Annotated in this window: 15 protein-coding genes and 2 pseudogenes; 8 read left to right on the forward strand and 9 right to left on the reverse strand. The window is 71.8% G+C overall.

The genetic code is table 11. From position 1 onward, the window contains the following. Positions 1-5 precede the first annotated feature (5 nt). The 3 genes from ACZ5CR_RS29000 to ACZ5CR_RS29010 form a co-directional block, all read right to left on the reverse strand. A complete protein-coding gene (locus ACZ5CR_RS29000) occupies positions 6-386 on the reverse strand; it encodes a Pepco domain-containing protein (protein ID WP_468862637.1) in 381 nt (126 codons plus the stop codon). Between the two features lie 60 nt (positions 387-446). After that, the gene (locus ACZ5CR_RS29005; RefSeq protein ID WP_468862639.1) at positions 447-1,673 is read right to left on the reverse strand and encodes a Cmx/CmrA family chloramphenicol efflux MFS transporter; all 1,227 of its coding nucleotides are present in this window, start codon (positions 1,671-1,673) and stop codon (positions 447-449) included. Positions 1,674-1,884: 211 nt separating this feature from the next. Beyond that, positions 1,885-2,463 carry a TetR/AcrR family transcriptional regulator gene (locus ACZ5CR_RS29010; RefSeq protein WP_468862642.1) on the reverse strand — a complete coding sequence of 193 codons (579 nt, stop codon included), beginning with the start codon at positions 2,461-2,463 and terminating at the stop codon, positions 1,885-1,887. A gap of 154 nt (positions 2,464-2,617) precedes the next feature. Between ACZ5CR_RS29010 and ACZ5CR_RS29015 the strand changes: the two genes are divergently transcribed. The 3 genes from ACZ5CR_RS29015 to ACZ5CR_RS29025 all read left to right on the forward strand — a co-directional run bounded on the left by ACZ5CR_RS29015 (position 2,618) and on the right by ACZ5CR_RS29025 (position 5,904). Next, positions 2,618-4,114: an MFS transporter gene (locus tag ACZ5CR_RS29015; protein ID WP_468862644.1), complete on the forward strand. Its 1,497-nt coding sequence runs from the start codon at positions 2,618-2,620 to the stop codon at positions 4,112-4,114. 147 nt (positions 4,115-4,261) lie between these two features. After that, on the forward strand, positions 4,262-5,155 hold the full coding sequence (locus ACZ5CR_RS29020) for an SDR family oxidoreductase (protein WP_468862646.1): 894 nt from the start codon (positions 4,262-4,264) through the stop codon (positions 5,153-5,155). Between the two features lie 83 nt (positions 5,156-5,238). Further along, positions 5,239-5,904 (forward strand): O-methyltransferase, encoded by a 666-nt coding sequence (locus ACZ5CR_RS29025; protein WP_468862649.1) that lies wholly within the window; start codon positions 5,239-5,241, stop codon positions 5,902-5,904. A gap of 51 nt (positions 5,905-5,955) precedes the next feature. Here ACZ5CR_RS29025 and ACZ5CR_RS29030 read toward each other — a convergent pair. Further along, a pseudogene (locus tag ACZ5CR_RS29030) lies at positions 5,956-6,993 on the reverse strand (GNAT family N-acetyltransferase); the annotation flags it as partial. A gap of 20 nt (positions 6,994-7,013) precedes the next feature. After that, positions 7,014-7,652, reverse strand: coding sequence for an HD domain-containing protein (locus tag ACZ5CR_RS29035; protein ID WP_468862651.1), 639 nt, complete (start codon positions 7,650-7,652; stop codon positions 7,014-7,016). Positions 7,653-7,725: 73 nt separating this feature from the next. Between ACZ5CR_RS29035 and ACZ5CR_RS29040 the strand changes: the two genes are divergently transcribed. Next, positions 7,726-8,397, forward strand: a complete 672-nt coding sequence (locus tag ACZ5CR_RS29040; RefSeq protein WP_468862653.1) for a maleylpyruvate isomerase family mycothiol-dependent enzyme — start codon at positions 7,726-7,728, stop codon at positions 8,395-8,397. 277 nt (positions 8,398-8,674) lie between these two features. Here the strand turns inward: ACZ5CR_RS29040 and ACZ5CR_RS29045 are convergent, their stop codons facing one another. After that, positions 8,675-9,652: a hypothetical protein gene (locus ACZ5CR_RS29045; RefSeq protein WP_468862655.1), complete on the reverse strand. Its 978-nt coding sequence runs from the start codon at positions 9,650-9,652 to the stop codon at positions 8,675-8,677. A gap of 189 nt (positions 9,653-9,841) precedes the next feature. Between ACZ5CR_RS29045 and ACZ5CR_RS29050 the strand changes: the two genes are divergently transcribed. From ACZ5CR_RS29050 to ACZ5CR_RS29060, 3 genes are all read left to right on the forward strand, one after another. Then, the gene (locus ACZ5CR_RS29050; protein WP_468862658.1) at positions 9,842-12,151 is read left to right on the forward strand and encodes a heavy metal translocating P-type ATPase; all 2,310 of its coding nucleotides are present in this window, start codon (positions 9,842-9,844) and stop codon (positions 12,149-12,151) included. A gap of 210 nt (positions 12,152-12,361) precedes the next feature. Continuing rightward, positions 12,362-13,051, forward strand: a complete 690-nt coding sequence (locus tag ACZ5CR_RS29055; RefSeq protein ID WP_468862660.1) for a copper homeostasis protein CutC — start codon at positions 12,362-12,364, stop codon at positions 13,049-13,051. Between the two features lie 98 nt (positions 13,052-13,149). Next, positions 13,150-13,722: a DUF2165 domain-containing protein gene (locus ACZ5CR_RS29060; protein ID WP_468862662.1), complete on the forward strand. Its 573-nt coding sequence runs from the start codon at positions 13,150-13,152 to the stop codon at positions 13,720-13,722. Here the strand turns inward: ACZ5CR_RS29060 and ACZ5CR_RS29065 are convergent. Continuing rightward, positions 13,719-15,773: a HelD family protein gene (locus ACZ5CR_RS29065; protein WP_468862879.1), complete on the reverse strand. Its 2,055-nt coding sequence runs from the start codon at positions 15,771-15,773 to the stop codon at positions 13,719-13,721. The genes ACZ5CR_RS29060 and ACZ5CR_RS29065 overlap by 4 nt on opposite strands. Positions 15,774-16,293: 520 nt before the next feature. Between ACZ5CR_RS29065 and ACZ5CR_RS29070 the strand changes: the two are divergent. Continuing rightward, positions 16,294-17,382 (forward strand): annotated as a pseudogene (locus ACZ5CR_RS29070) (glycosyltransferase 87 family protein); the annotation flags it as partial. Here the strand turns inward: ACZ5CR_RS29070 and ACZ5CR_RS29075 are convergent. Together ACZ5CR_RS29075 and ACZ5CR_RS29080 are read right to left on the reverse strand one after the other, a co-directional pair. After that, complete coding sequence (locus ACZ5CR_RS29075) at positions 17,288-18,931, reverse strand: DNA repair helicase XPB (RefSeq protein ID WP_249589228.1); 1,644 nt, start codon at positions 18,929-18,931, stop codon at positions 17,288-17,290. The pseudogene ACZ5CR_RS29070 and the gene ACZ5CR_RS29075 sit on opposite strands and share 95 nt — an antisense overlap. 64 nt (positions 18,932-18,995) lie before the next feature. After that, on the reverse strand, positions 18,996-21,587 hold the full coding sequence (locus tag ACZ5CR_RS29080; protein ID WP_468862665.1) for a helicase-associated domain-containing protein: 2,592 nt from the start codon (positions 21,585-21,587) through the stop codon (positions 18,996-18,998). Positions 21,588-21,619 lie beyond the last annotated feature (32 nt).

Consider the following 21,619-nt stretch of genomic DNA (forward strand, 5'->3'; position numbering starts at 1 on the left):
CGCGCTCAGGTCGTGGGGCGCTTGAAGGTCAGGGTGAGGCCCCTGGTTCCCTGTACCTGTCCCGTGCCGATGAGCTGGATGGAGCCGCTCGCCGTCACCTGGAACGAGAGCTGCGCCTCGGCGAATGCGAGCGTGTCGTCGCGCTCGGCGACCTCCTTGAACAGCTGCTGCAGCGCGTCGACCGTGTCCGCGAGGTTCTTGCGGAGCGGGCCGAGCGGGACCGCGCGCAGCACGGCGTCGCCGTCCCGGTTGAAGAGTCCCTTGGAGTCGCCTCCCGGGCCGCCGTCCGTCCCGATGAGGGTGTCGTCCTCGTCGGTCGCCTCGACCCAGAAGGCCAGCGACTGGCCCTCGATCCGGTCCGTCGCGTCGTCGTTCGCCGTCGTCATCTGCCCCACCCCTGGTCCCTGGGCCCCGGAATCTCCCTGATTTCCGTGGCTCGGTCAACTTTAGTTCCAGGAGGGGCTTTTGGTGATGTCCTCGGCAGGGTTGGGGGAAGGGGCGGAGGAGGTGGTGATCACGCGGCTCGGGGTCCTGCGGTGCAGGCGGAGGGAGACGGCCACGGCGATGATCGCCACCGCCGTCATCGCCGCGCCCGCCCACGCCGTCGCCTCGTAGCCGAGCTTCAGGTCGATCACCGTGCCGCCCAGCCACGGACCGCCCGTGTTGCCCAGGTTGAACGCGGCCGTCGTGGTCGCGCCCGCGAGGGTCGGGGCGGCGCCCGCGACGTTGAACATGCGGGCGTTGAGCGCCGGGGCGGTGTAGAAGGCGGAGACGCCGATGAGGAAGGACAGGGCGATCGCCACGGGCGCCGTACCGGCGAAGAGGGCGAGTGCCACGAGGAAGACCGTCGAGGCCGCGGCGCCGCTCAGCATGACGCCGAAGAGGTGCGCGTCGGCGAAGCGGCCGCCGATCACCGTACCGAGGAGCGCGCCCGCCCCGAAGAGGCCGAGGACGGTCGGGACCCAGCCCTTGTCGAGGCCCGCGACGTCCGTCAGGAGCGGGGAGAGGTACGAGAACGCGCAGAAGACGCCGCCCGCCGCGAGCGCGGTGATCGCGATGGAGAGCCAGACCTGCCGGTCGCGGTAGATGGCCAACTCCTGCTTGAGGCGCGGCTTCTTGGCCGGGAGCGGGATGCGCGGGATGAGCGTGAGTACGCCGACGAGGGCGATCGCGGAGGCGACGCCGACCGCCCAGAAGGCCGAACGCCAGCCGAAGTTGTCGCCGAGGAACGCACCGGCGGGCACGCCGAGCACGTTCGCGATGGAGAGGCCGCCGATCATCACGGCCATGGCGCGGGCCCGCTGGTTCATCGGCACCATCGCGATGGCGACGGCCGCGCCGACCGCCCAGAACCCGGCGCAGGCGAACGCGCTGACGACGCGGGACGCGAAGAGGATCTCGTACGTGGGCGCGAGGGCACCGGCGACCTGGCCAAGGCCGAAGACCGTGATGAGGGTGATGAGGGTCGTGCGGCGGGGGAGACGCAGGGTCGCCACGGCCAGGAGGGGGGCGCCGATGACCATGCCGATGGCGAAGGCGGAGATGAGGAGGCCCGCGCGGGGGATGGAGACGTTCATGTCGTCCGCGATGGGCGGCAGGAGCCCCGAGAGCATGAACTCGCTCGTGCCGAGGGCGAAGACGGCCAGGCCGAGGATGTAGACGGCTATGGGCATGCGGGTGGTGCGGCCCCCGCTTTTCCCTGGCTCGGGGGCCGTGGGGGCAGGGGCCTTTGGGGCCTTCATCAAGGCCTTCGGGTCGGGGTTCGGCATAACAGTTCTGAACGCTCGGGTTGCGGCTGACATTCCTTGTGGCGGGTGGTTCCCGCGCCGTGCCTACCCGCGCGTGCCCACCCGCGCCGTGCCTACCCGCGCCGGGCCGGGCGTCTCACGTCCCCGGATGGTTCAGGGTGCGCATGAACTGCTCCGTGAGCTGTTCGGTGTCGATGGTGTCCGCGCCGCGCCCGGACAGGATGTGGAAGAAGGGCGGGCCGATCAGGAGCGCGGTCGCCTGTTCGAGCGAGAGGGCGGTGCCGCTCGACTTCCGTGTCGCTTCCACGACCTCCGCGGCGCTCTCCCCGAGGATGTCGCGGGAGGCGAGCAGCGCGGCGACGTCCGCGTCGTGCTGGGCCTCACCCAGGAGGGCGCGGTAGGCGGCGCCCGCGTGGGAGCGGGACAGGAAGGTGACGAGGGCGTCAAGATACGCCTTGAGGTCCTTGCGGGGATCGTCGCTGCCGGGCACGGACAGTTCCTGCCGGGCGTCGATGGCGCTGGCCTCGTAGAGAACCTCCGCCTTGTTCGACCACCAGCGGTACACGGTCTGACGGCCCACGCCCGCCCGCTCGGCGATGCCCTTCATGGTCAGGGCCGCGTACCCGACCTCGACCAGCAGATCGTCGACGGCGTGCAGCACGGCGGCGCGTGCGCTTTCACTGCGGGGCCTGCCGCGGCCGCTTCCATCCACCATGCCGCCACTCTATACGAGTCACGGTGTCTCGTATGTGTTACCTTTACGGTGCACGGTGACTCGTTAGTCGTTTACGAGTCTCCGGCCGTGCTTCGTATGCGGTGCGTCGTATGCCGTGCTTCATGTACCGCAATCCCAGAAGGAATCGAGAGCAATGGTGGCTCCCACACTCGAAGGCGCCCTGCGCCCCGCGCAGCGGTCCGGCCCGGTGCTCGCCTGCGTGAGCGTGTGCACCGCCCTGGTCGTCGGATTCGTCGCGTCGATCAACCTGGCGGTGCCGCAGCTGGCCGCGAGTTCACTGCGACCGACCTCGTCGAACCTGCTGTGGATCGTCGACGCCTATGTCGTGATCTTCGCCTGCCTGGTCATCCCCGCAGGTGCGGCCGGCGACAAACTCGGCCGCAAGGGCGTCCTCATGGCGGGGCTCGGCATATTCGCGTTCGGCGCCGTCGTGTCGGCCATGGCGCCGAACGTGACGGTCATGCTCATCGGGCGCGCCATCACGGGCCTCGGCGCCGCGTGCGTCCTGCCCAACTGCGTCGGCATCCTCCTGCACGCCACCGCCCCGGAACGGCGCCCCCACGCGCTGGCCATCTGGGCGGCGGCCTCCGGCATCGGGGGCGTCGTCGGCAACGTCGGAGGCGGCGCGGTACTGAGCACGGGCTCCTGGCGCGCGCTGTTCGTGGCGGTCGCCCTCATCGCGGCCTGCTGCGCGGCATGGGCGGCACGGTCGGCGCCGCGCAGCTCCCGGCACGAACGCACCCTCGACGTGCCCGGCACGCTGTTGTTCGTGGCGGCCGTCGTGGCGCTGCTGATCGGCATCATCGAAGGGCCCGAACAGGGCTGGGGCAGCACGGCCGTCCTGACCGCCTTCGCCTGCGGCGTCCTGCTGAGCCTGTGCTGGGTACGTGTCGAACTGCGCGTCCCCCACCCCATGCTCGACCCGCGGCTGTTCCGCAGCCCGGCACTCAGCAGCGCCGCCCTCGGCATGACCATCACGTTCTTCGGGAACTTCGGGCTCTTCTACGTCAACGCCTCACTCCTGCAGTACGGGCGCGGCTTCTCCGTACTGCAGGCAGGGCTCGGGATCGTCCCGCTGACCGTCCCGATCCTGCTGGGCACTCGCTACGTTCCCGGGCTCATCCGCAGCGTCGGCATCCCCGCGACACTCTCCGCGGCCTTCGCGCTCACCAGCGCGGGACTGCTCGGCCTCTCGTACGCATCGACCATGGCCTACCCCGTGTACGCGGCCGGTCTGCTCGTCATCGGGCTCGGCATCATGCTGGCCGCGCCCTGTCTGACCGCGTCGATCGCCTCCGCCCTGCCCGTGGAGAGGGCGGGCATCGCCGGAGGCCTGCAGTCCGCGACCCGCGAACTGGGCAGCGCCCTGGGCGTGGCCGTCGTCGGCACCATCCTCACGGCCGGGTTCACGCGCCACCTGCCCGACGACCTCAGCCGGCACACGCCGCTCCCGCGCACGGTGAAGGAAGCGCTCACGCTGGCCCCGGCCGATCACACCGCCGTCACCGAAGCGTTCACCCACGGCGCCAACACCGCGCTGCGCGCCGCGGCCCTCGTCGTGCTCATGGCCGGAGCCGTCGTCGTCGCGGGCGCACGCCGCGCCCACCGCACCGCCACCGTCCCGCGGTAGCCGCGGCAGCGGGACCACACGCCACCTGACTCGGCGCCGAACGCCGACGCCGCGATCAGGGCAACCCCCACCACCCACGACCCACCACCCACCACCACCCATTCCCATCATTCACATGCCCTTCTCAGGGCGAAGGAGGTCACGCTCATGCGTGCATTTGTCACTGGAGCGACCGGCTGGATCGGCTCCGCCGTCGTCGACGAGCTCCTCTCGGCGGGCCACCAGGTCATCGGCCTGGCCCGGTCCGAAGAGGCCGTGCAGGCTCTCGCGGCCAAGGGCGTCGGAGTCGTCCGCGGAAACCTGGACGATCTCGACTCGCTGCGGCGAGGAGCCGCCCAGGCGGACGCGGTCATCCACCTGGCCAACAAGCACGACTGGGGCAACCCCGCCGAGTCCGACCGCTCCGAACGCGCCGCGATACAGACCCTCGGCGACGCCCTGACCGGCACCGACCGCCCGTTCGTCGTCGCCGCGCCTCTCTCCGGCCTCGTCGAGGGCCGGTCCGCCACGGAGGACGACGTCTCTCCGGCCATCGGCCCCGACTCCAACCGGGGCGGCAGCGAGAACCTCGCCCTGGACTACGTGGCCAAGGGCGTGCGGACCGTGATCACCCGGTTCTCGCCGAGCGTTCACGGCCGCGGCGACTGGGGGTTCGTCAACTTCCTCACCGCGGCGGCCCGTAAGCAGGGAGTCTCCGGCTACGTCGGCGACGGCTCCGACACCTGGTCCGCGGTGCACCGCGACGACGCCGCCCGCCTCATCCGCCTCGGCATGGAGCAGGCACCCGCGGGGACGCGGCTGCACGCCGTCGCCGAGGAGGCCGTCACCACCAAGGCGATCGCCGAGGCGATCGGCCGCAGCCTCGGCCTGCCGGTCGAATCGGTCGCGCGGCAGGACGCCGGAGCCCATTTCGGCTTCGTCGGCGGCTTCTTCGCCTCCACCATGACCGCGTCCTCCGACGCGACCAGGCGGCTCCTCTCCTGGGAGCCTGCCGGGCCGACCCTGCTCGCGGACATCGCCGCGGGCGCCTACACGGCCTGACGAGACGGCCGTACCCCCCTCGCCCCTCCCCCCTCCCCCCTCCCCCCTCCCCCCTCCCCCCTCCCCGAGAAGGAGCAAGCACCATGCCCACCAAGGCCCACACCCTCGCGGAACCACGTGTCTCCGCCGCCCTGACCCGCATGTTCGAAGCCGCCGCCCGTGACGGTGAGTCCGCGGCACGGATGCGGAGCGTCCCGTCCTACGACCGGGCGGCGTTGTCGGCGCAGGAATACGCCGACGCGGCGAAGGAGATCTACATGCCGGTCTCCGCCGAGGGCGGCCGACTCCTCTACAACCTCGTCCGCGCCACCAGGCCGACGACCGTCGTCGAGTTCGGCACCTCGTACGGCATCTCCACCCTGCACCTGGCCGCGGCCGTTCGCGACAACGGCACGGGCCAGGTCATCACCACGGAGATGAGCCGGGCCAAGGCGGCCGCAGCCCGCGACACCTTCGCCGCCACCGGCCTCGACGACGTGATCACCGTCCTTGAGGGGAACGCCCTGGAGACGCTCGCCGAGCTACGCGAGCCGGTCGACTTCCTGTTCCTGGACGGGTGGAAGGACCTCTGCCTGCCCGTCCTGCAACTCCTCGAACCGCACATCGCCCCCGGCACCCTCGTCGTCGCCGACGACGTGGACTTCTCCGACCTCGTCCCCTACATCGACCACGTCCGCGACACCGCCAACGGCTACCACAGCGTCACGTTCCCCGTGGAGGACGGCCTCGAAATCAGCTGCCGCCTCTGAGCGAGCGGCGGTCCAGGCGGTGGCGCGCCGCACGTACGCGCGCAGGTCCTCGCGGTCCGAGACGCGGACGTATCCCGCGCGGGAGACCACCGCCTGGGACGCCGTGTTCTCCGGTTCGACGAGGGCCAGGAGGGACGACGTCCCGGGCCGGGCGAGGGCCCACTCGGAGAGGGCGGCGAGGGCCTCGGAGGCGTAACCCCGGCCCCGAGCGCCGACCGCCAGGTCATAGCCGACCTCGGCGACACCCTCCTCGTCCGGCGGTCCGTGGAAGCCCATCCCGCCGACGGCGACCTCGTCCTCCACCCGGACCAGGGCGAACATGCCCCACTCGGGCCGGTGGACGCCGGACGCGTAGGCCTTGGTGATCATCTCCGCGGCCGTCCGCGTCCCGTCGAAGGGCCCGCCCTCGATCCAGGTCAGACCCCCCGTGCCGCCCACGGCGAGATCGGCCGCCGCAGCGGGGGACACCTCCCGCAGGACGGTCCGCCCGGCGGGGATCTCCAGAGGGTTGTGCCAACGCCACCGGTCGCGCTTCGGGCGCCCCGGCAGAGCGCCGCGGCCCGTGGCCCAGAGCAGCGTCGCCCACTGGTCCGATGGCGTACGCGCGGGCTGCACCTGCGGGAAGAGCCAGGCGAGCACCGCCTCGCACAGCGCGGCGGGCGGCTCCGCGTCCACGCCGAGCGCCTGCGCGATGTCGTACGTGTGGAGCAGCAATTCGGCGACACCCATCGCCGAGAAGCCCGTCGCGTCCGCGCTGCCGTGCGGGTACGGGTGGTAGGCCCGGACCCCCGGCGGCGTGGTCCGCACCACCGCCGACACCAGGCCGCCGGCCGACTCGATGACGCGGATCGCGTCATCGGGGCCCGAGCCCTCGTCGAAGGCGATCTCGAAGGGGACCCACCCGTCGGTCGCCCGGCCGGTCAGCTGTCCGGCGTACGCGACGAGGACTCCGGCGACGTGCTCGGCCGTCTCCAGGCAGCTCCAGTCGCCGCCCGCCTTGACGCTCCAGTCGAGCCCCACCGTGGCCCGCAGCACCTTCGCCGCGTGCGCCGCGGCTTCCTCGACCTGGTCCCCACCCATGAAAAGCATGCGGGGAGCGTACGGGAGCTTCAGACGCTCAGCAGATCAATTTCGGTCGCCAGGTTCGCGCGCGCGGGGTCCTCCCACCGCGCGCTCGCGTACGGGGTGCGGTACAGCCTGGGCAGTTCCAGGAGCTGGCGGAGCACCGCCGCCCGGCCCGCGCGGAAGTCCTCGTCCGGCACGAAGGAGTACTCCTCGCGTACGGCGGCGGCGTACGCGGCGTACGCGTCAGGGGCGGCGGCCAGGATCGCCAGGTCGGCGTCGCACAGCGTCTCGCCGTTGTGGTCGCCGTCGGCGGGGTCGTGGGTGACGGTGAGGCGGACGAGGCGGGCCACCTCCGCCGTCGCGTCGGGCGCCAACCCCGCTTCCTGGAGGGCGCGTTCGGCGAGGCGGGCGCTGCGCTCCTCGTTCTCGGAGCGGTCGGGCGCGTACACCGCGTCGTGGAACCAGGCCGCGAGCCGTACGAGCTCGGGGTCCTCGGCGTGCTCCTCCAGTACGTCGATGTGGTCGAGGACCGCCGTCAGGTGGGCGGTGGTGTGGTACCGCCGCTGCGGCTCGGCCCAGCGCGCGAGCAGGTTGTCCGCGTAGGGCGCGGGGTCGGGGGTTCCCTCGCTCGCGTGGAGCAGGGTCGCGTGCCAGCGGGCGCGGAGTTCCTTGTCGTCGGCCATGGGGCGACCCTAGACGCCTCCCTTTCCCGTTTCCCCGTTGCCATGCGCGGCGGTGACAGGGTTGGCTGCGGCCATGACGACCACGAGGACTGACGAGACGTACGACCCCGAGCGCCCCGGCCGCCTCCTGCGCGGCGAACGCGACGCGCTGATACCGCTGTTGAGGGACGCCGACGACGCCGCGTACGACATCCGGACCTGTTGTCCCGGCTGGACGGTGCGCCATGTGCTCGCGCACTGCGGCTCCGCGCTGATGCGGGTGGTCGAGAGCCGCTTCGAGAAGGGCGTGTACTCGCCGGAGAGCAACGAGCGTGACATCGCCGAGCGCGCCGACTGGTCCAACTCCCGTGTGGTGGACGAGTTGGAGCGCGGGATGACGGAGGCGGGGCCGCTGATCGCCCGGTCCAAGGGGCGGCTCGACGGTGTCGCGCTCGGGGAGTGGGTGCATGCGGGGGATGTCCGCGAGGCGTGGGGCAGGCCGGGGGCCTATGGCGGGCCCGGGCTCCCGGACGCGTTGCTGTTGCTCGCCGCGCACAGCAAGGCGGTGGGCTCGGCGGCGTTGCACGCGGACATCGAGGGGCGGGATGAGCCGTTGCTGCTCGGCGCGGGCGGTGGCACCGCACCGCCCGCGCGGTACATCGGCGATGCGCCGACGCTGATTCGGCTCAGCGCCGGGCGGCCGTTGACGGGGACGCGGTATGAACTCGCGGGGGCGAAGGAGGCTGACCTGGGGGTCTTCAGCTGAGGGGAGGGGAGGGGAGGGGAGGGGGAGGGGAGGAGCGGTGAGGGGAGCTGGGGCGGGGTGATCTGCGGGTGCGTTGTGGCTGGGCGCGCCGTTCCTCGCGCCCCTGCGGGGCGGTGGTTCGGTTGTGCGTTTCCTGCGGGTGCGTCGTGGCTGGGCGCGCAGTTCCCCGCGCCCCTTTCGGGGCGGGCTCGTCGTGGTTTGGCGCGTCGTTCCTCGTGCCCCTTTCGGGGCGGGCTCGTCGTGGCTGGGCGCGCAGTTCCTCGCGGCCCTTGGGGCGCTAGTGCTGGTGGTCGTCCGGCTTTGGGGGTGTCTCGTCGCCGTGGCCCGGCTGGACAGTCCCCGTGTGGACCGTGAACGCCGCCGTTCGTACCTTTCCCTCGTGCTTGAAGTCGAGGAACAGGCGGTACGAACCCGCGCTGGGGGCCGTGGCCATGAAGGAGACGTCGGGGCCCGGGGTGGTCCTGCCGTCGCCGGGTTCGCCTGTGGGGTGTACGTGGAGGTAGGCGAGGTCGCCTGAGCGCAGGGCGACCAGGTGACCGTAGGAGCCCAGGTAGGGCTGGAGGCCGGTGACCGGCTTGCCGTTCTTCTCCACGCTCAGGGTCATGTCACTGGACCTCCCCGGCTTCAACTCGCCCTTGAGGCTGACCTCGTAGCCGTCGACCGACGTCTTCGCGTTCTGCTCCGGCAGCTTCTTCGGCGCGTACGCCCCCGACACCGCCAGGTCCGCCCCCAGCGTCAGGCCCTCCTTCGCGCCCTTGGGCTTGAAGTCGGCGAAGACGCGGTAGCCGCCTCCCTCCGGGAGCTCGACCGGCGTCGACCAGGTGCCGTCCGCGGCGCGGGTCGGGTGCAGGTGGCGGTAGGTCGTCAGGTCGCGTGAGGCGACGATGAGGTGCAGCTCCTTGCCGTGCTCCCTCTCGTATGCCGTGACGCTCTTTCCCGTGCCGTCCTTGACCACCGCGAACCGCAGCTCCTCGCGCTTCCCGGCGTCGACGCGGGAGGTCTTCAGGGCGAGCGTGTAACCGCGCTCGGAGATCTGTAGGCCGCCGGGCACGGTGGCCGCGCGCCCCGCCCCCTCCTTCTCGCCCGTGCGCCCTGCCCCCTCCTTATCGCCCGTGCGCTCGCCGTGCCCGCCGTGCTCGCTCGCGGGCTTCTTCTGTGAGGTCACGGGGTCGACGCCCCGGCCCACTCCGTACGCGGTGCCGAAGGTCGCGGCGACAGCGGCGGCGAAGGCGGTGATCTTCAGTCCGGTGTTCATGACGGCTCCCGAGAGATGAGGAGGGGGCGGAGGAGGGCGGACCGCCGCTCCTCGTGCATCCTGAAGATACCCCCCTGGGGTATGAAGTCAAGCCGGGATCTCCCTTGCTTTCAGTACCCCCCAGGGGTATACATGGATCTTATCGGGGGTACCCGCCCCGGGTACCCCACCCCCAAGGAGCCCGCAGACATGTCCACCACACCCGGTACATCCGGCGCACCTGGCACCACCGAGGTGGCAGAAGTAGAGCTCGCCATCGGTGGCATGACCTGCGCCTCGTGCGCGGCCCGGATCGAGAAGAAGCTCAACCGCATGGACGGCGTCGAGGCGACCGTCAACTACGCCACCGAGAAGGCCAAGGTCAGCTACCGCGGCCAGGACGTCGCCGTCCACGACCTGATCGCCACGGTCGAGGCCACCGGCTACACCGCGCAGGAGCCCGCCCCGGCCCGTACGGAGACGGAGCAGGGCCCGGCGGTGGACGGTGACCGGCGGGCCGACGATGAACTGCGGCCCCTGCGTGAGCGGTTGACGGCGGCGGTCCTGCTCTCCGTCCCCGTCATCGCGATGGCGATGGTCCCGGCCCTGCAGTTCGAGTACTGGCAGTGGCTGTCGCTGACCCTGGCGGCGCCGGTCGTGACGTACGCCGCCTGGCCCTTCCACAAGGCCGCGTTCACGAACGCGCGGCACGGCGCGGCGACGATGGACACACTGATCTCGGTCGGCACGTCGGCCGCGTTCATCTGGTCGCTGTGGGCGCTGTTCTTCGGCACGGCCGGCACGCCCGGCATGACCCACCCCTTCGAGCTGACGATCTCCCGCACGGACGGCGCCGGGAACATCTACCTGGAGGCCGCGGCGGGCGTCACCGCCTTCATCCTCGCCGGGCGCTACTTCGAGGCGCGCTCCAAGCGCAAGGCGGGCGCGGCCCTGAGGGCGCTGCTCCAACTGGGGGCCAAGGACGTCACCGTCATCCGTGGGGGCGAGCGTGACGGTGGCCGTGAAGAGACCATTCCGGTCAGTGACTTGAAGGTCGGCGACCGTTTCCTCGTACGGCCCGGCGAGAAGATCGCCACCGACGGCAAGGTCGTCGAGGGGGCGTCGGCCGTGGACGCCTCCATGCTCACCGGCGAGTCCGTGCCGGTCGAGGTCGCCAAGGGCGACTCCGTCACCGGCGCCACGCTGAACGTCGGCGGACGCCTGGTCGTCGAGGCCACCCGCGTCGGCGGCGACACCCAGCTCGCCCGCATGGCCAAGCTCGTCGAGGACGCGCAGAACGGCAAGGCGGCGGCCCAGCGCCTCGCCGACAAGATCTCGGCGGTCTTCGTGCCGATCGTCATCGCGCTCGCCGTCGCCACCCTCGGCTTCTGGCTCGGCAACGGCTCGGGTCTGACGGCGGCTTTCACCGCGGCCGTCGCCGTACTGATCATCGCCTGCCCCTGCGCGCTTGGGCTCGCGACGCCGACCGCCCTCATGGTCGGCACCGGACGCGGCGCCCAGCTCGGCATCCTGATCAAGGGCCCGGAGGTCCTGGAGACGACCCGCAAGGTCGACACGATCGTCCTGGACAAGACCGGCACCGTCACCACCGGCAGGATGACCCTGCTCGCCACGCGGGTCGCGGAGGGTGTCGGTGAGGACGAAGTGCTGCGGCTCGCAGGCGCGTTGGAGCACTCCTCGGAGCACCCCATCGCCCAGGCGGTGGCCACCGGCGCGGCCGAACGGGTCGGCACGCTGCCCACCCCCGAGGACTTCGCGAACGTGGCGGGCCTGGGTGTCCAGGGCGTCGTCGAGGGGCACGCGGTCCTGGTCGGCCGTGAGGCGCTGTTGGGGGAGTGGTCGATACGGCTGCCGGTCGAGCTCGAGCGGGCGAAGGCGGAGGCCGAGGCGGCCGGACGTACGGCCATCGCGGTCGCCTGGGACGGCGAGGCGCGCGCGATCCTGGAGGTCGCCGACGCCGTGAAGGACACCAGCCCCGAGGCGATCGAGCGCCTGCGCGCCCTCGGCCTGACCCCGATCCTGCTGACCGGCGACAACAAGGCGGTCGCCGCATCGGTGGCCGCCGAGGTGGGCATCGCCCCCGGTGACGTGATCGCGGAGGTCATGCCGCAGGACAAGGTCGACGTGGTGAAGCGGCTCCAGGCGGAGGGCCGGAGCGTGGCGATGGTCGGCGACGGCGTGAACGACGCCGCCGCCCTCGCCCAGGCCGACCTGGGCCTGGCGATGGGCACGGGCACGGACGCCGCGATCGAGGCGGGCGACCTGACTCTCGTACGGGGTGACCTGCGCGCGGCGGCCGACGCCATCCGCCTCTCGCGCCGCACCCTCGGCACGATCAAGTCGAACCTGTTCTGGGCCTTCGCCTACAACGTGGGCGCGCTGCCGCTGGCCGCGGCCGGTCTCCTGAACCCGATGATCGCGGGCGCCGCGATGGCGTTCTCCTCGGTCTTCGTGGTCGGCAACAGCCTGCGGTTGAGGGGGTTCAAGCCGCTCGGCTGAGGGAGTTGGAGCCGCTCGTCTGAACAGATGGGGGGCGCGGGTCTTAATCTTCGGCAAGTACGACGTGTACATGGCTTTTCGATCACCCTGGTGCGCTTGGGGCGCGCCGGGGTGATCTGCGCGTAGGCTGGTTAATTGGACTAGACCTATGTACGGTCGCGGTCGCGGTCGCGACCCCGGACCCGGACCCGGACCCGAAGGAAGACATCCATGAGCAAGCGTGCAGTCCTGGAGGTGATCGCCCTCGACGCCGAGGACGCCGTCGCCGCCCAGGCCGGAGGCGCTGACCGCCTCGAGCTGGTCACCGACATGGCCGCGGACGGCCTGACCCCGTCCCGCGAGACCTTTGCCGAGATCCGCGCCGCCGTGGACATCTCCCTGCGCGTGATGCTGCGCCTCGCGGACGGGTTCGACGCGGGTGACGTCGACGCTCTCGTACGCCGTGCGCGCGAGCTCAGGAGCGCGGGCGCCGACGAGTTCGTGCTGGGCTTCCTCGATCAGGTCGGCGGACCCGACCTGACCGCGGTGGAAGCGCTGGTGGACGTGCTCGACGGCTGCCGCTGGACGTTCCACCGGGCCATCGACCGGACCCCCGACCGCGACGCCCTGCGCAAGCAGCTCGCGGACCTGCCCGGCCTCGACACCTACCTCACCGCGGGCTCGGCGACCGGTGTGGACGACGGCCTGCCCACGCTGTGCGCCGAGGCCGCGCGGTCCGGCGAACCGGGCTACGAGCAGCAGATCCTGGTGGGCGGCGGCCTCCGCCTCGACCACCTTCCGCAGCTCAAGGCGGCGGGCGTCGACGCCTTCCACATCGGTGGGGCGTCGCGGCCCGGCGGCTGGACGGCACCGGTCTGCGCCGAGGCCGTCGCCCGGTGGCGGGCGGCAGTGGACGCCTGATCCCTCTCCGCCCGGGGTGCCTGATCACGTTCCCCGCGTGACGCGATACAACTGGGCGGACAAAGGTCGGACAAAGGTCGGACAAAGAGGGGGACTTCATGCCGACACCAGCGAACAAGACGCGTCCGGATACGACGCGTCGCGCGGACCGGATACTCGCGGCCGGGGCGCTGCCCGTGGCCGCGACGCTGCTCACCGGGACGGTGGCGCTCTACATCGCACTCGTCGCGTTCGGGAACATCACCGACTTCGACAGCAACCAGCAGTTCGTGCGCCATGTCCTCGCGATGGACACCACCTTCAAGGACGACGACCTGATGTGGCGCGCCATCGGATCCACCACGCTCCAGGACGCCGCGTACGTCGGGATCATCGTCTGGGAGACCCTGGCCGCGCTGGTCCTCCTCACGGCGACGGCCCTGTGGGCCGGTGCCCTGCGCCGCCCCCAGGGGCTGCGCAGGGCCCGACGGGCGGGCACGATCGGCCTGCTGATGCTCCTCGTCCTGTTCGGGGTGGGATTCATCGGGATCGGCGGCGAATGGTTCGCCATGTGGCAGTCGAAGGACTGGAACGGTCTGGACGCGGCCACGCGGATCGTGACGCTCGCGGGCATCGCCCTCGTCGTCACGCACCTGCCGTCCGCCGACACCCCGCCCGGCGAGAGGCCCTAGGGGGCCTGGCGGGTGAGCTGCTCCGGCAGTTCGGCCGCGTGGACGACGGTGAGCCCCGAGACGGCGCGGGTCAGGGCGACGTACAGCCGCCGCAGGCCGGTCCGCTCGTCGGGCTCGCCGTCGACCACGGCGGCGGGTTCGTCGAGGACCACGTAGTCGTACTCAAGTCCCTTGGCGAGGGAAGCGGGTACGAGCGTGAGCCGGGTGTCGGGGGTGGTCTCGTCGCCGGGCGAGAGGTACGTCATCCCGGCGGCGTCGAGGGCTTCGGCGAGCGCGGGAATGCGGGCGTCGGCGGCGATGAGGCCGATGGACCCCTCGTGGCGGAGGGACTCGACGCAGGCTTCGAGAGAAGCGGCTTCGAGGGCGGTGGTTTCGAGGGAAGCGGCTTCGGGGGCGGTGGTGTCGGGGGAGGTGGCGTCGTGGGAAGCGGCGTCGAGATCCTTCACGCGCCGCACCACCAGAGAACCGGCCGACTCACGCACGGACTTGACCTCGGCGAGGCCGGGCGCGATGGAGGGAAGCAGGCGCGAGGCGAACGCGATCACCTCCCGAGGCACACGGAAGCCCGCGGTGAGCTCTTCCACCACGGCCTCGCCCTTCCCCAGATGCCCCAGCGCCTCTTCCCAACTCCGCGTGGCCCAGGGGGTGGTGCCCTGTGCGAGGTCGCCGAGGACGGTGGCGGAACCGGTGGTGCAGCGACGGCCCACCGCCCGGTACTGCATGGGGGAGAGGTCCTGCGCCTCGTCCAGTACGACATGCCCCAGGGAGTGGGTCCGGGCGACGAGGTCACTCGCCTCGTCGATCAGCACGGCATCGGCGGCTGACCACTTGGCGGCCTTGACGCCCCGTACCGGCTTCGCCCAGAGGATGAGCTTCTGCTCGTCGGGGTCGAGGATCCCCTCCGCGTGCTCGGCGAGGAAATCGGCGTCGGAGAGCAGCCGCAGCACGAGCTTGGCGGGATCGACGGGCGGCCACACGGCCTTGACGGCGGCCTTCACGGCGGAGTTGCGGGCCACGGCGTCCTGTACGCGGTCGTCCGGGGCCTCGCCCGCCCGCTCCATCTGTACGAGCACGGCGTGCGCGATGCGCTGCGGCAGGGCGTCGCGGGCGGCCCCGTACCGGATGTCACGGGCGAGCAACTCGGCCACGAGCTCTTCGAGTTCGTACGCGGGGATACGCCAGCGCCGCGACCCGCGCACCACCACGATGGGCTCGCTGGGCGTACCCACGTGAGACCGCAGGGCCTTTCGCAGCACTTCGGCCATGCGGGCGTCGCCCTTGATGACGGCTGCGGACGCCTCGTCGGTGCCGCGCACCTCGACGTGCGAGACGAGATCGTCGACGGTGGCCTGCTTCACCTCCAACTCGCCGAGTGCGGGGAGCACTTGCTCGATGTAGTGGAGGAACGACTTGTTGGGGCCGATGACCAGGGTGCCGGTCCTGGCCAGGCGCTCCCGGTGGGCGTACAGGAGGTAGGCGACGCGGTGCAGGCCGACGGCGGTCTTGCCGGTACCGGGACCGCCCTGCACACAGACGGATCCGCCGAGCCCGCTCCGTACGATCTCGTCCTGCTCGGGCTGGATCGTGGCGACGATGTCGCGCATCGGGCCGACGCGGGGCCGCTCGATCTCCTGCTGGAGCAGCTTGCTGGTCCGCTCGACCTCGTCGGCGTCGCTGAGGCGTTCGTCCTCGTACGCGGTGAGGTCGCCGCCGGTGTAACCGAACCGCCGTCGCAGGGCGATGTCCATCGGCGTCTTCTTGGAGGCCCGGTAGAAGGGCTGCGAGACGGGGGCGCGCCAGTCGATGACCATCGGGTCGCCGTCGGCGTCGTGGACGTGCCGTCGGCCGATGTAGAACTGCTCGCCCTCGGCGCCTTCCGCCTGGTCGGCGCCGGGGGCGTGGAGGTAGTCGAGGCGGCCGAAGAAGAGGGGGGTGTGGGAGAGGTCGGCGAGGGATTTGATCCGCTCGTCGATCTGGCTCTGCAGGACGGCGGCGTTCACCCAGTTCGCCGTGACGTCGCGGATGTCGAGCGCCTCGGCGTCCTCGCGCATCGCTCTCAGGGCAGAGCGGGACGCGGAGAGGTGGGACTGCTCGTGGGAGAGGGGGTTGGGGTGGGCCTGCACGGTTGCCTCCGGCCTGGGTGCGGGTTCTGGGCCGACCGGTTTCCGTCCGGCCGACGACCGCGTTCCACGCGGGCAGACCGGGCATCTTATGCCGCCCTTGCGTGGAGGGGCCACCGGATTTCTTCCCCTGCGGGATGACCCGGGGCAATCGGGTGGGGGTGGGCGGGAGAGCTTGTTCGTCGAGGGTGAGACGCGGGTCAATCGGGCTGGTGGGCGGGAGAGGCCCGTTCGTTCAGACGAGACCCGGGCGGCCCCACCCCAGGACAGCCCCGCCCCAAGGCAGCCCCCGCCCCAGAAGCCTCACAGGTCCACTACAGTCTCCGCCGTGAAACAACCCAGGGTGAGCAGCAGGTCACATTACGTCAAGGCCCTCGTGCCAGTAACCGCTCTCCTCCTGGCCCTCTCCCTCGCCGCCCTGGCCACCCTCTGCCGGGCCCAGCACATCCCCATGGCCGACACCCTCGTCTACCGGGCCGAAGGCGCCGCCGTGGCCGGCGGAGGTGATCTCTACGGGTTCACGGTCACCGAGTGGGATCTCCCCGCCACGTACCCCCCGTTCGCCGCCATCCTCTTCGTACCGACCACCTGGCTCCCCCTCCCCGCCCTCAAGCTCGCCTTCATCGCGGGGAACATCGCCCTCCTCGTACTCCTGATCCACCTCTCCTGCCGCCTTGCCGGTCTCCCCACCCGCCTCGCCCCCCTCCTCGCGGCCACCGCCCTCGCCCTCTGGCTGGAGCCCGTCTTCCAGACCATCCTCTTCGGGCAGATCAATCTCGCCCTCGCCTGTCTGATCCTCTGGGATCTGACCAGGCCCCCCGGTGCCATGGGCAAGGGCTTCGCCATCGGAGTCGCCGCCGGGGTCAAGCTCACCCCGGCGGTCTTCATCGCGTATCTCTTCCTCACCGGGCGCGTACGCGAAGGAGTAACCGCCACCGCTGCGCTCACCGGGACCGTCGTGCTCGGCGCACTGGCTCTCCCCGCCGCCAGCGCCGACTTCTGGACCCACCGGATCTTCGAGACGGGCCGCGTCGGCAAGGCGTGGATCGTCGACAACCAGTCGCTTCAGGGGCTCGTCGCCCGCGTGGCCCACGACCCGCACCCGGGACTCCTGTGGGCCGTCCCCGCCACCCTCGTCGCCGTCACCGGGATGTGGCTCGCGAGCCGCGCCTCCAGCGAGCCACGCGGCGTCCTCCTGGCCGCGGCCACGGCGCTCCTCGTCTCGCCCATCAGCTGGTCCCACCACTGGATCTGGTGCGTACCGCTCCTGACCCTGCTCATGGCGGAGGGCCGCCCCCGCCTGACCTCGGCGGTGGCGGCCCTCTTCACGGCCCGCACCCTGTGGCTCGTCCCGCACCGGGGCGACCTCGACCTGCGGCTGCCTCTCTGGCAGCAGCCGCTGGCCTCGCCCTACCCCTTGACCGTGCTGGCTCTGGCCCTGGCCCTCAGTTGTCTGCCAGCAATTCGTCCGCGTCCACGATCCGGTACGCGTACCCCTGCTCGGCGAGGAACCGCTGCCGGTGCGCCGCGAAGTCCTGGTCGATCGTGTCCCGCGCCACGACGGAGTAGAAGCGGGCCTCGTGACCGTCGGCCTTCGGACGCAGCACGCGACCGAGCCGCTGTGCCTCCTCCTGCCGGGAGCCGAACGTCCCCGACACCTGGATCGCGACCGTAGCCTCGGGCAGGTCGATCGAGAAGTTCGCGACCTTCGAGACGACGAGAACGGAGATCTCGCCCTCCCGGAACGCGCCGAACAGCTTCTCGCGCTGCGCGTTCGTCGTCTCGCCCTTGATGACCGGCGCGTCCAGGTGCTCGCCCAGCTCGTCCAGCTGGTCGATGTACTGGCCGATGACCAGGGTCTGCTCGCCCGCGTGCTTCTTGACCAGCGCTTCCGTCACCTTGCGCTTCGTCGCCGTCGTGGCGCAGAAGCGGTACTTCTCCTCGGCCTCGGCCGTCGCGTACGCGAGCCGCTCCGAGTCCGTCAGGTTGACCCGCACCTCGACACAGTCCGCGGGCGCGATGTACCCCTGCGCCTCGATCTCCTTCCACGGAGCGTCGAACCGCTTCGGCCCGATCAGCGAGAAGACGTCCGACTCGCGGCCGTCCTCCCTGACCAGCGTGGCCGTCAGGCCCAGGCGCCGCCGCGCCTGGAGGTCGGCGGTGAACTTGAAGACGGGGGCGGGGAGCAGGTGCACCTCGTCGTAGATGACCAGGCCCCAGTCGCGGGAGTCGAAGAGCTCAAGGTGCGGGTAGACGCCCTTGCGCTTCGTCGTCAGGACTTGGTACGTGGCGATGGTGACGGGGCGGATCTCCTTGCGCGTACCGCTGTACTCGCCGATCTCCTCCTCGGTCAACGAGGTCCGCTTGATCAGCTCGTGCTTCCACTGCCGGGCGGAGACCGTGTTGGTCACCAGGATCAGCGTGGTCGCCTTAGCCTCGGCCATGGCACCGGCCCCGACCAGCGTCTTTCCCGCGCCACAGGGCAGCACGACCACGCCACTGCCGCCGTGCCAGAACCCCTCGACCGCCTGCTTCTGGTACGGCCGCAGCGCCCAGCCGTCCTCCGCGAGTTCGATCCGGTGCGCCTCGCCGTCGACGTACCCGGCGAGGTCCTCGGCGGGCCAGCCCAGCTTCAGGAGGGTCTGCTTGACCTGCCCGCGCTCGGACGGGTGGACGACGACGGTGTCCGCGTCCACCCGCTCACCGACGAGCGGCTGCACCTTCTTGGACCGCAGGATCTCTTCCAGGACCGGCCGGTCGGTGGTGGTCAGGACAAGGCCGTGCGTGGGGTGCTTGGAGAGGGTGAGGCGTCCGTAGCGCGCCATCGTCTCGGCGATGTCCACGAGCAGCGCGTGCGGCACGGGGTAGCGCGAGAACTCCACGAGGGCGTCCACGACCTGCTCGGCGTCGTGCCCCGCCGCACGGGCGTTCCACAGGCCCAGCGGCGTCACGCGGTAGGTGTGGATGTGCTCGGGAGCACGCTCCAGCTCCGCGAAGGGTGCGATGACACGGCGGCAGGCGTCGGCCTGCTCGTGGTCGACCTCGAGCAGGAGAGTCTTGTCCGACTGGACGATCAGGGGACCATTCACGCGCGCACCCTTTCGGTAAGCCAAACGTCCAGTGTGCCGCATGGCGCGCGAATACGTTCCTGCCCTAGTCGTCCGCCAGCTCCGCGACTCCCGTCACCCGGTGCAGGGGGTACGTCCTGACCTCGTCCGCCGTGTGGTCGTACGCCGTCACGAAGCCGCCCTCCACCCGGATCGGGGCGATCACGCGCTGGCTGGCCGAGCCCTCGGCGTTCACGTAGCCGATCCAGACCGCCTCGTTGGTCAGGACAGCGGCCTGCATCGTGGCGAGGGTCTCCGCCGCCGTCGTGCGGGGCAGCGAGTCGCCCGCCTCCGGGGTCGCCTTGCGGGGGGTGGTCGACGCCAGGTCGCCCGCGCGGATGGCGCGTACGGCCGCGCCGGTCAGGGTGGAGTCGGCGAGGGGCGGGCCGTCGTGGACCGGCTCGGGCGCGGTGCGGGGCGGCGAGCGGTGGGCGTGCGCCCGCGTGATCAGTACGTCTCCCTCGGCGCTCTCCGCGGCGGGCGCGAAGCCCATCCCGCGCAGTCCTTCGAGGAGCGCCCCGGGGTCGGCCTGGGCGGCGAGCACGGTCGGCGCGAGACGGCGCAGGCGCAGGCCCTGCGAGCGCTTGTCGGCGAGGATCTCGTTCAGGAGCGCCTCGTCGTCGCAGCGCACGTACGCGGAGGCGGCGCCGATCCGCAGGTGGCCGTGTTTACGGGCGACATCGTCGATGAGGTACGCCAGCGGCTGCGGAACCGGCGTACGGGAGTGCGCGGCGAGGAAGGCGTGCAGGTCGGAAGCGGACTTCCCCGCGTCGAGCGCGCGGCGCACGGAGCCGGGCGTGAACCGGTACACCGTCGCCCCGCCCTTCGACTCGACGTCGGCGAGCACGGAGAGGGTCTCGGCGAGGGGCCGCTCAAGGGGGCCCGGGGCCACCGCCGTGAGGTCGGCTTGTAGCAGCACGTGGTCGAGCGGCTCGGGGAGCTGCGGCGCGAGGAGCCGGGCGGCCCGTGCGCCGTACGCGGCGAGTTCGGCGGGGGAGGGGTGGGCGGATCCTGAGCCTGAGCCCGAGCCCGTCTCCGTCGAACCCTCACCGCTCTCGGAGCCGAGCAGCGCGCGTCCGTGCGCGGACAGCGCCCCGCGCCCTGTGACGCCCAGCAACTCCGCCTCGTTCAAGGTCCACTGGGCGATCCGGGCCCGCAGTTCCATGGGCGCCCCGCCGGACGAGAGGCCGGTGGACACGCCGCCCGCGGACGCACCGCCCCCGGCCGAGCCCCGCGGCGGTCGCTCCCAGCGCAGGCGCGCGAGGATCGATTCCGGCGTCGGGCTCGCGCCGTCCGGCAGTGTGGTGAGGAGCGTGAGCACCCGGTGCCGGATCTCCGGCGCCGACGAGCGGTCCAGGTGCGGGCCGAGGGCCGACAGCGTGCGGTCCTTGCCGTCACGGCCGCCGATCAGGCCCGACGTGCGGGTCGCCGACAGCCAGGCCGTGGCGAGGACGGACCAGCGCTGGGCGGCGGGCAGTTCCTGCCAGTCGTCGTACGCGGGTGTCGCCGCGTACCGCTCGTCCGCCTCGCCGTCCGACGCCACGAGGCCCGCCGCGTAGGCGAGTTCGACCCAGAACGCGGCCACCGGCTCCGGAACGTCCAGGGCCACCGCCGTCCGTTTCAGGTCGCGCACGCTCAGGCCGCCCGCGCGAAGGACCGTGGGGCCGCCCTCGTCCCAGTCCTTCAGGAGCTCCTCGACGGTGTCGAGCGCCATGTACGCCTGGCTCGCCGCCGCCGCGTCCACAGCCTGTGGACGGTGTTCGCGCAGCGCGTCGACGGCCGGCGGCACCGGTTCGAGCACCCGGTGCGCGCGGCCCGCGCGCAGATGCAGGGCCGCCTCGCGGGAGAGGACGACCGTGCCCGGCGAGGTCGGGAGCAGCAGACCGCGGTCGAGGAGCCAGCGCAGGTGGCGCGCCGGATCGGCGGTCACCTGGCCGTACGGCGGGCCCCAGACGAGCCGCGAGAGCACCTCGACGGACTCGGCGGGGGCCTCGTCGAGGAGCGCCGACATCCGCGTGCGGTCCGTGAAGAGTTCGGTGAGCGAGCGCACCGCGGAGACCGCGTCGTGGGTCGAGGGGAGCCCGGCCGCCGCCACGATGTCCTGCATACGGTTCGGCGACATGCCCGCGGTGGCCTCGGCGACGGTCGGGCCGAGACCGGTGGGCGAGGGGTACTGCGGGGCGGGGGCGAGGAGTTCGCGTGCGGTGCGGACCAGGCGGAGGCGGTCCTCGGCGCCCCAGATGAGGGCCTGCTCGCGGAGGGTGTGCAGGGCGCGGCCGAGCGCGGCCTGGACGGCGGCGCTGCTTCCAGCGCCGCCCGCGCCGCTCTCGTCTCCGCCGCTTCCCTCGTCTCCGGCGACGAGGGCGTGCAGCTCTTCGTACGTCGCCGGCTCCGGTGCCACGGCGAGCGCCTCGGCGACCTGCTGGGAGAACCGGTCGAGACGTTCGAGGGCGCGGACCACGGAAGCGCGGGTGGCCGCGCGGGTGGCGAGCTGGGTGAGGTCGTTCGGGACCGGCGTGAGCAGATCGGGGCGGGCGCGGAGCAGCGCGCCGAGGGACGCGTCGTCACGGGAGCGGAGTGCCTCGGCGAGGGACCGGGGGGTGTCCGCTGGGCGCTGGGGCTGCTCGTCGGTGCTCATCACGCTCACCGTAGCGGGTCGGGTTGCGGTGT

It is taken from the genome of Streptomyces sp. NPDC031274 (genome assembly GCF_055570235.1).